Genomic DNA, 9602 nt, shown 5'->3' with positions numbered 1-9602 from the left:
CCCCCTCGCCACTGGCGCCTGCGCCCCCCACCCGCCACCGCACCCACCGCGGCCCCGCCGGATCGGCTCGATGCCGCCGCGCCCCCGGCGCCGGCCCACGCCACCGCCCCCAGCCTGCTCCCCCGCAACCCGGCCCTGACCCGCGTCATGCAGGCCATGGACCCGGTGCTCGACAAAGCCTGGCAGCTCACCGACGCGGCCCTCCCCGCCAGCCGCAGCGCCCCGCCCGACCTCGCCGCCGACACCCCGCGGGTCACCAACCAGTTCAACGTCACCGTCGCCCTGGGCGGCGAATCCAGCGGCACCGCCAGCCGCGACCCACAGCAGCTCGAAGACGCCCTCGTGGCCCTGCTGCGCGACGCCGCCCGACGCCAGGGGCTCGACGTATGAAGCCCGCCACCCCGCGCACCGCGTACCGCATCCAGGTGGGCGGCGCCACCGCCAGCAGCACGGCCGGCGAATCCACCCGCCAGCTGCTCCAGCTACAGGTCGAGCTGGACATGGACGGCCCCACCGCCCACGCGCGCATCGAGCTGGCCGACGGCCCGCCGCCCACCCCGGGCGACCCCGTGGAGGTGAAGCTGGACGCAGGCAGCGGCATGGTGGCGGTATTCACCGGCAACGTGGCCACCGTCGAGGCCGGCAGCACCGGCCAGCGCATCGTCGCCCACGGCGCCTTCGCCCGGCTTGGCCAGACAGAAGCGGAAGGCAGCTACGAGCGCGTCTCGGCCGACTTCATCATCAAGGACCTCATCGACAAGGCCGGCGCCACCGCCGGCACCGTCGCCAAGGGGCCCCAGCTGGCCGCCTGGGCGCTGCACCGGGGCCCCACCGCCCTGGGCCACCTGCGCAGGCTGGCCACCCTGTGCGGCGCCGGGCTGTTTGCCGACGGCGCCGGCAAGATCCACTGCGCCACACCCAAAATGGGCCGCGCAGACCACCGCTTCACCTTCGGCGAATCCGTCACCCGGCTGGCCATCCAGCGCGTGCCGCCGGCCTTCGACAGCGTGGAGGTGTGGGGCGAAGGCGCCGCCAGCGCCAAGGGCGCCGACAAGGCCCACTGGCTCAGCACCGACCTCTCCGGCGTCAGCGCCAAGGCCTGCGTCACCCCCGACGGGCAGGTGCAGGCCGGCAAGCTGGGCGCGCGCCCGCTGCGCCTGCGGGATGGCGCCCTGCGCGCCGGCGAGGCGGTCGAGGCCGTGGCCAAGGCCTGGGCCGCGGGGGTCGCCGCGCGCCTGCTGCGGGGCAGCGTCGAGGTCTTCGCCACCCCGGCCGTGCTGCCGGGCGATCTGGTGGAGATCGCCGGCCTGCCCGGCGACCACCCCGCCGCCGCCCTCCTCGGCCAGGGCCGGCTGCTCCACGTGCGCGGCGTGCGCCACGTGCTCGACCGCCAGCGGGGCGCCCTGACCCGCCTGGGCTTTTGACGGAGGAGCAGGCCATGCGCCACATCGCCCACCTGCCCGCCGACGGCCGCTCAGCCCGCCACCGGAGGGTTGCCCCATGACCGTGCGCATCGGCAAGATCGAACTGACCGGCGTGCAGGATCTGCACACCGAAGAGGCGCGCACCCTCGTCGAGCAGCGGGTGCCGGAGCAGCAGGGCAGCGTGTTCCAGGATCTGGGCCGCGAGCCGGTGACGATCCTGATCGACGGCCTGCTGTTCGGGGACGAATCCCTGTCCGCCCTCGAAACCCTGCGCCAGGCCCACGCCAAGGCCGAACCCCAGTCCTTCGCCGCCGATCTGGTGGTGGGCACCGACCTCACCGAAGTCATCATCGAGGACTTCCGGGTGCGTCAGATGGCGGGCTACAAGGACCGCTACCGCTTCAGCCTGCGCCTGCGCGAACACATCGAGCCGCCCCAGGCCAGCAACGCTGCCCTGGCCGACGTGAACGCCGGGGTGGCCGCCGACGGTGCCGCCTGGGGCGACGCCAGCCTCGCCGCCGCCGGCGTGCTGCAGAACCCCGCGTCCCTCCCCGCCGCCCTCGCCGCCAACCCGGCCCTGCTCGACAGCCTGGACATGGACGCCCTGGGCAACGCCGTCGCCAACAACCTCGACAACCTCGACACCGGCCAGCTCAACGGCCTGCTCGGCACCCTCGCGGCGGCCGACCCCACCAAGGCCGGCAGCTTCTTCGCTGCCCTGAAAGAAGCCGGCGCCCTGGGCTCCATGCTCGTCAAGTACGCCCAGGAAGGCGCCGCCTTCCTCAAGCAGCTCGACCCGTCCAAGCTCAGTGAGCTGATGCAGGCCTTCTCCGGCGGGCTGGATTTCCTCAAACAGCTCAAGGAGGTGGCCGACAGCGCCACCCGCCTCGCCGGCAGCATCCGAAATCTCGAACTGCCGCCCGAGCTGAACAGCCTCATCAAGGGGGGCCTGAAGTGAGCACCCCGGCCGACGTGGTCCGCGATCTGGCCCGGCTGGTGGATGCCCTCGCCAAGCTGCTCGACACCCAGACCGCCCAGAACATTGCCAACACCGCCATCATGCTGGGCGCCCAGCCCCAGCTCGCCCAGGGGGTCGACGCCCTCGGGCGGGTGCTCTCCGAGATCCGCAGCGGCGCCGTGCCCCTGCGCCGCGCCGCCCTCGACGCCGACGCCCTGGTGGCCCTGCTCGGCTGCGTGCCCGGCTTCGTCGCCGGCGTGGGGGACGCGGCAGAGGCTGGCGGCAGCTGGCTGGCCGAGATGGGCCTCGGCCTCGCCGACGCCGCCCAGTCGGCCCACACGGTATCCGACCCCCTGCGCGAGTTCTCCAGCCTGCTCGATAAAGGCGTCGACGCGGCCGAAGGCACCGTGGCGATGCTCGCCCCAGCCCAGTGGCGTGGCCTCATCGCCGCCCTCGATCGCCTTTCCGCTTCACTGCTGGCGCTCAAGACACCCGCCAACAGCACCACCCCGGCCGCGTCCTCACCCCCCGGCGCGGCCTCTTCAGGAGGATGAACACCATGGACGAAAACCTTCCCGCCACCACCGCCGACGGTCGCGCCGACAACCCCTTCCGCACGGTCGCCATCCTGCTCGACGGGGTGCGCGTCGCCCTCGAGAGCAACAAGCGCCTTGGGCAGCCCCCCCGCTGGGTGCGGGTGGTGCGGGTGCGCGAGTTCCGCGATGACGCCATCGCCAAGGCCGTGACGAAGACGATGGACGTGCTCACCCAGGCGGTGGCCTACCTGCAGCGTTTCACCCTCGACGCCAATGATCTGCTGATCCAGGGCGACGCCGCCAAGGCGCTGCTCGAGGTGTCGGCCGAGTTCGTGAAGACCGCCACCAGCAAGGAGTTCATCAACGCGCTGGAGGTGGCGGTGGGCCAGGACCCGAGCCCGGATTCACCGATCCCCGACGTGGGCAACATCATGGACAAGATCATCCAGATCGCCGACAAGGTGCCCGAGCCGGACGACCTGAAGGTGATCGGCGCGGCGCTCTACAAGCTCCTGGGCATTGAGCAGGCGCCGCTGGACGAAGCCAAGCTGGGCGCCGCCACCGAGAGCCACCTCGTGCTCGCCGACACCGGCAAGCTGCGCCTGATGCAGTTCGCCTTCGACCAGAACTTCCGGCTGCAGAACTTTGGCAAGGGCGCCAGCCAGTTGTCGCTGGACGTGAACCGCCTGGGCGCCCGCCGGCTGTGGGAAGCCACCGACGACAAACTGCCCGCCAGATCGGTGGGCCAGTTTGGCGAGGCGCCGGACGTGGAAACCGTGTGGGAGCTGGATTTCTCCACCGACAAGAAGGGCATCGACGTGCAGGAGCTCAACAGCATCCTCGAAGCCCTGGGCTACACCGAGCCCGCGGTGGACGACCGCAAGACGTTCAGCCCCGCGCTGGCCGGGCGGCTGCGCACCTTCCAGCAGCTCAACGAGATCCCGGTCAGCGGCGCGCTGGACAACGCCACCCTCAACCGCCTGTTCCACCTGGATTTCGACACCAAGAACCTCAAGCGCGCCAGGCGCTACAAGGCGGACGCGCTGCCCAAGGGCTTCGACCCGATGAAGAAGTGAGCCCTCCCCCCGGCCGGTAGCGACACGCCATGAGCGACCCGATCGACATCATCCGCGCGGTAGTCCGCGACGAGTTGCGCAGCCTGCGCCTGGGCGAGCTTGCGGTGGTGACCAGCGTCTTCCCCCACACCGGGGCGGACGACGGTCACAACCTCGAGTGCACCGTGCAGCTGCGCGAAGGCGGGCTGGAGCTGCGCAAGGTGCCCATCGCCACGCCCCATGTGGGCATGGCGAGCGCGCCCCAGGTGGGCGATCTGGTGCTGCTCAACTACGTGGGCGGCGACCCGAACCGGGCGGTGGTGATCGGCCGGCTGTACTCCGAGAAGATCAACCCGCCGCTGCACAAAGAGAAAGAATGGCACGTGTTCGCCACCGCCGACGGAGCGAGCAGCTTCGCCATCGACGCGGACGAATCCTGCATCGTCACCGCCGGCAAGACGGTGGTCACGGTGAAGAAGGACGGCAACGTGGAGGTGCTGGGCGAGGCCGACCTGACGATCGAGGCCAAGGGCAAGGTGACCATCAAATGCACCGACTTCACGCTGGACGCCTCGGGCAAGGTGGATCTGGGCAAGGACGGCGCTGGCGTCATCACCGAGAAATCCCACAAGTGCTACTTCACCGGCAAGGCCCTGGTGCCCTCGGGCACCGTCAAGGCCAAAGGCTAGGAGACCCGCGCATGCCTGCCCCCAGTCCATCCCAGATCGAATCGCCGACCAAGGGCTTTCTCAACGCCGCCGGCCTGCAGGGCGAGGACGTGCCGGGCCTCGCCGCGGCCATCGCCAACACCACCGGGAAGGCCCTGACGATGTTCCTGTCCCAGGCCATGACGATGCCCGGCATCCCGGTGGCGGCCGACCCGATCAGCGGCAGCGGCGCCACCGCCGGCCCCGGCAAGCTGATGCCGCCCCCCGCCGGCGGGCCCGGCGCGTCACAACTGGAGGGCCCCGCCAGCGGCCAGTGCCAGGCCCAGGGCCTGCGCGGCGACGACGCCGACGGGCTTGCCAAGGCCATCGCCGGCACCGTCGCCCAGGGCATCGCCCTGTTCTGCGCCCAGAGCATGGTGATGCCCGGCATCCCGGTGGCCGGCTTCGTCAGCAGCGGGCCGGGCCTGCTCCAGCCGGTGCCGCTGGCGTCGACGCTGGAGGGCATCGCCAGCGGGCTGCTCAGCCAGAACGGCCTCCGCGGCGAGGCTGCGCCCGATCTGGCCAAGGCCCTTGCCCAGGGCGTCGATCTGGGCCTGACACTGTTCGCCGGGCAGGCCATGGTCTCGCCCGGCATTCCCTGCCCCCCGGGCGCCAGCGCCGGCCCCGGCCGGCTGATGTGAGGACACGACGATGGCCCCCGATCCCTTCGGCACCGACCTGCGCCTCGTCTTCGCCCGCGGCTGCGAAGGGGCCGACCTCGCCGTCGGCCTGCAGGACTTCGAAACCGTGAGCGGCGTGGAGAACCTCGTCCAGGCTCTCACCCTGCGTCTGCTGATAGACCGGGGCGAACTCGACGGCCTCGGCCACCCGCGCTACGGCAGCCGCATCCGCGACCTGATCGGCGAGCCCCTCGACCGGGCCAACCTCGAACTGCTGCGCCGCTACGTGCGCCAGGAGCTTCAGCGCGACCCGCGGGTGGAGGAAGTCCTGCAGGTGCGCGTCACCCCCCACGAGCCCACCCGCGACGGGGTGGACGTGGAGGCCCGGGTGCGCGCCGTGAGCGGCCTGGAAACCAGCCTGGAGGTACGCATCGATGCCACTTGAGCGGGTTTATCTCAAGAAGGGCTTCTCGGAGGTGGTGCACGACCTGCTCACCGACATCGCCTCGGGACTGGGCGGCCAGCCGGCCCTCACCGACGTCAACGAGGGCAGCGTGGTGCGCACCCTCGCCGAAGCCTTCGCCCGCGAACTGGCGGTGTGCTACGAGCAGCTCGACAGCGTGTATCGCAACGCCTACCTGGATTCGGCCAGCGGCCCGGCCCTCGACAACGTGGTGGCCCTGCTGGGGCTGGATCGCCAGCGCGGCGGCCACCTGGAAGGCACCGCCCTGTTCAGCCGTGGCCAGCCCGCGCCGGAGGACATCCACATCCCGCTGGGCACCCTGGTGGCCGGGCGCGACGTGCCGCTCTTCGCCACCACCGCCAACGCCGTGCTCGACAAGGGCGAGCGTCAGGTGGTGGTGGGCGTGCGGGCGGTGGAGCCGGGCGGCAAGAAGGTCAAGGCCGGCGCGCTGGCCAGCCTGCCGCGCCCCATCGCCGGCATCGACCGGGTAAGCAACCCGGGCGAGCTGGTGCTGCGCCAGCGCGAGGAGACCGACGACGAGCTGCGCGCCCGCGCCCGCCGGCTGGTGCTGTCGTCCAACACCGGCACCGTCGCCGCGCTCGAGGAGGCCGCCCGCAGCCTGGGCATCCGCGAAGTGCAGGTGATCGAGAACCCCGGCGGCCGCCCCGGCGAAGTCGAGGTGGTGCTGGGCGACCGGGACATCGGCAGCGAACTGCTCGAAGAGGTGAGGAACCGCCTCGAGAACGTCCGCCCCGCCGGCATCGTGCTGCGCTGCGGGCCGGCCACGCCGGTGTTCGTGCAGATCACCGCCACCCTCACCCTCAACGCGGTCTTCTCCGAGCGCGAGCAGGCCGACATCCTGAAGCGCCTCCGCGCCGTGCTCACCGACTACTTCGGCGCCCTCAAGGTGGGCGAGGCGGTGCGCGACGCCAAGATCCGCGCCCTGCTGCTGAGCCACGAGGCGGTGGTAGGCTGCGAGCGCAGCGACCAGCGCCCGATCCTCGAACCTTTCGTATGCAAGGACGGCAGCGGGCTCGAATCCGTCGCTTGCGCGCAGATGGGAAACGGCGACGTGATGCCCGGCCCCAGCGAGCGCATCGGCCTCCACCCCGAAGCCCTGCCCCTGCGCCTGAGCCTGGAGCCGCCCAAGCCCAACCTGTGGGTGGACACCACCCTCAGCGTGGCCGCCGGCACCCCCACCGGCGGCCTGCAGGCGCGCATCACCGGCGCCATCAAGGACGCCTTCGACAAGGCCGCCGGCAAGGCCAGCGCCGAAGCCCCCGCCAGCCTGGGCTACACCGCCCTGCGCGAGGCGGTGACCAACATCGTGCCGCCGGCCGCCGTGGTGCGCCTGCGGGTCACCGTCACCCACGAGCGCGACGGGCTGGTGGAAGAACTCGACGACGACAGCGACCTCGCCACCGTCGGCGCCCGCGAACAGCCCATGCCGCGCAAGCTCACCCTGCGGGTGGAGGGCAGCGATGACTGATCCGCGGGTGCGCCGCGAGCGCCTCCTCGCCCTCCTGCCGCGCATCTTCACCGCCCAGCCCTCGTCGAGCGCGGTGGGCGCGCTCATCGACGGCATGGCGGCCAGCCTCGCGCGGGTGGACGACACCCTCACCCACATCCAGTACGACCGCTGGGTCGGTCTCGCCAGCCCTCACCGGCCGGACGCCACCGAGGCCAGCGCCCTCGAAGGCCTGGGCCGCCTGCTCCAGGTGTCGCGCCTGCCGCCGCGGGTGCGCTATCTGAGCTACCAGTCGGCCCCGGAGAAGAGCTTAAAGGTCGACTTCAACTCGGCGGCCCCCCGCACCGACGCCCTCGACGAGCTGGTGGGCCGCGGCTGGCGGGGCGGGCAGGACGGCCGCCCCGCCGACGACCCGGCAACCCTCCTCGCCGCCCGCTTCGAGGGCCTGCGCTTCAGCCTCTCCGACGACGGCCAGAGCCTCACCGCCAGCCCCGACCCCAGCGCCGCGCCCGAGACCGCCCCCGCCGCCCTCGCCCGCTTCCAGGCGGTACTCGACCCCGAGCCCGGCGAAACCTACCGCCAGCGCCTGCAGATCACCGCCCGGGTGCGCACCGGCGGCCTCACCACGCCCCGCGCCCTGCTGTCGCTGGCCATCGCCGATCTGGGCGCAGAGCCCTGCCCGCACCTCGAACGCCGGCTCGACGCCACCGTCGCCTTCGGCATGCCGCCCGGCACCCGCAAGCGCTGCGCGGGCTGCACCGGCGGCGACCGCGGCCAGCCCTGCCCCAGCCGCGCCCAGGCGGTGGTGGAAGCCTGGCTCACCGAGAACCCCACCCTCGCCGCCCGCCACGTCGAGCCCACGCCGCGCCTGCGCCGGGTCTTCACCGTGACCAGCGCCAGCCTGCACCCCGACCGCCCAGTGGTCACCCTCGGCGTGCGCGACCAGCCCGCCCCCTACCCGGCCCTGCGCAGCCTGGGCAGCGGCGAGATCACCCTCTACGCCGGCACCCTCCAGCCTGGCGACACCCTCGTCCTCTACCCCGCCGTCGGCGCAGCCGAAGCCGCCCTCTTCGACGGCTTCGACGCCCCCGGCCACCACGCCTGGGCCGCCACCCACCCCGCCGGCCGGGCCGTGCTCATCGACAGCCACGGCCTCGAACGGGACGTCAGCAGCGCCGTGTTCTACCTGTGGGGCCACCGCCTCGACGACCCCGGCACCACCTTCGACAGCCTGCGCTGCAGCATACTGGAGCAGTGCGTGCTCACCCCGCGCCTCACCCCCGGCGCCAACGACTGGATGCTGCTCACCTTCGCCCAGCCCGACGCCACCTTCGCCGGGCCCGACGACACCGTGCACGCCTCCCGCTTCGCCGGCCGCGACGACCTGGACGGCACCTGCTTCGCGCTCCTCGACGGCACCATCGGCCAGGGCGACGCCCGCTACGCCTCGGTGCTGCTGGAGTCCATCGACAAGACCGACACCGCCGGCACCACCGAGACCGACACCGCCCACGCGCCGCGCCTCAGCCTGCGCCTGGACTGGGTCACCCGCCCACCCGCCACCATCCGGCTGCGCATCCCCCGCAACGAGTGGGTCGCCGCTGCCGCCGCCCGGGGCGCCCTGCCCCTGTTGCGGGACGACATCGCCCGGGCCACCGCCGCCGGCGTGCGCGCCAGCGTGGATTTCCCCGAGCCCACCCGCCGCGACGTGCACGACGGCGCCGAACGCCTCGGCCTCTCCGCCACCGCGCGCTGGGCCGAAGACGCCGCCCCGGCCGACGGCCCGCTGCGCTTCGCCCTCACCGCCACCCTGCGGGACGCCCACGACAGCGCCGACGGTCCGTTCTCCGTCGGCGGCGTGTTCGACACCACCCGCCTCGACTGGACCCACGGCCGATGAGCCCCCGCCCAACCCCGCGCGGCCCACGTTCCAGCCCCACCACCCCGAAGGAGTGACCCCATGCCGATGCACGAATCCCACGGTCTCGCCGGACGCCTATCCATCGAACTGCGCGACCCCAGCGGCCGGCTCGTGGAGGCCCGCCGGGTGAACAACCTCATCACCGGCGCCGGCAGAGCCCTGCTCGCCCGGCTGTTCACCGGCACCGCCCAGAGCCCCGACCTGCAGATCGCGGTGGGCCGCTCGGGCACCCGCGCCGAAATCGCCGACACCAAGCTGGGCGACTTCGTGGTGGCCGCGCCGGCCACCGTGCCCAGCGTCGCCCCCGGCGACTACGAAGGCCAGCAGCGCATCGTCGCCCGGGTGGTGGCCACCCTGCCGCCCACCGGCAACGCCGACCCGCAACCGCTCCAGGAGGCCGGCATCCTGGTCGGCGTCACCGGCGCCGAACCCGTGCTCTACAACCGCGTC

Annotated in this window: 10 protein-coding genes and 1 pseudogene; all 11 read left to right on the top strand. The window is 72.7% G+C overall.

All coding sequences use genetic code 11. The features are described 5' to 3' along the window. Positions 1 to 390, top strand: a pseudogene (locus ACE3N6_RS18600) (hypothetical protein); the annotation flags it as partial. Then, entirely contained in the window at positions 387 to 1424 is a 1038-nt protein-coding gene (locus tag ACE3N6_RS18595) for a hypothetical protein (protein WP_374247312.1), read from the top strand. The pseudogene ACE3N6_RS18600 and the gene ACE3N6_RS18595, both read left to right, overlap by 4 nt. A 76-nt stretch (positions 1425 to 1500) precedes the next feature. After that, the gene (locus tag ACE3N6_RS18590; RefSeq protein WP_374247311.1) at positions 1501 to 2382 is read left to right on the top strand and encodes a DNA circularization N-terminal domain-containing protein; all 882 of its coding nucleotides are present in this window, start codon (positions 1501 to 1503) and stop codon (positions 2380 to 2382) included. Next, positions 2379 to 2936, top strand: coding sequence for a hypothetical protein (locus ACE3N6_RS18585; RefSeq protein ID WP_374247310.1), 558 nt, complete (start codon positions 2379 to 2381; stop codon positions 2934 to 2936). The genes ACE3N6_RS18590 and ACE3N6_RS18585 overlap by 4 nt, the downstream gene beginning before the upstream one ends. 5 nt (positions 2937 to 2941) lie before the next feature. Beyond that, entirely contained in the window at positions 2942 to 3994 is a 1053-nt protein-coding gene (locus tag ACE3N6_RS18580) for a peptidoglycan-binding domain-containing protein (RefSeq protein ID WP_374247309.1), read from the top strand. A 29-nt stretch (positions 3995 to 4023) separates the two neighbouring features. Further along, entirely contained in the window at positions 4024 to 4662 is a 639-nt protein-coding gene (locus tag ACE3N6_RS18575; RefSeq protein ID WP_374247308.1) for a phage baseplate assembly protein V, read from the top strand. Between the two features lie 11 nt (positions 4663 to 4673). Next, a complete protein-coding gene (locus ACE3N6_RS18570; protein ID WP_374247307.1) occupies positions 4674 to 5321 on the top strand; it encodes a hypothetical protein in 648 nt (215 codons plus the stop codon). A gap of 10 nt (positions 5322 to 5331) precedes the next feature. Continuing rightward, the gene (locus tag ACE3N6_RS18565) at positions 5332 to 5745 is read left to right on the top strand and encodes a hypothetical protein (RefSeq protein ID WP_374247306.1); all 414 of its coding nucleotides are present in this window, start codon (positions 5332 to 5334) and stop codon (positions 5743 to 5745) included. Continuing rightward, on the top strand, positions 5735 to 7252 hold the full coding sequence (locus ACE3N6_RS18560) for a baseplate J/gp47 family protein (protein WP_374247305.1): 1518 nt from the start codon (positions 5735 to 5737) through the stop codon (positions 7250 to 7252). Before ACE3N6_RS18565 ends, ACE3N6_RS18560 begins: the two co-directional genes overlap by 11 nt. Beyond that, complete coding sequence (locus ACE3N6_RS18555; protein ID WP_374247304.1) at positions 7245 to 9131, top strand: hypothetical protein; 1887 nt, start codon at positions 7245 to 7247, stop codon at positions 9129 to 9131. Before ACE3N6_RS18560 ends, ACE3N6_RS18555 begins: the two co-directional genes overlap by 8 nt. A 60-nt stretch (positions 9132 to 9191) precedes the next feature. Next, a partial coding sequence (locus tag ACE3N6_RS18550; RefSeq protein WP_374247303.1) for a hypothetical protein occupies positions 9192 to 9602 on the top strand: 411 nt, incomplete at its 3' end.

The organism is Zoogloea sp., assembly GCF_041904905.1.
GTDB lineage: Bacteria > Pseudomonadota > Gammaproteobacteria > Burkholderiales > Rhodocyclaceae > Zoogloea.
The sequence above is the reverse complement of the archived record's forward strand: the minus strand, read 5'-3'. Positions and strand labels throughout refer to the sequence as shown.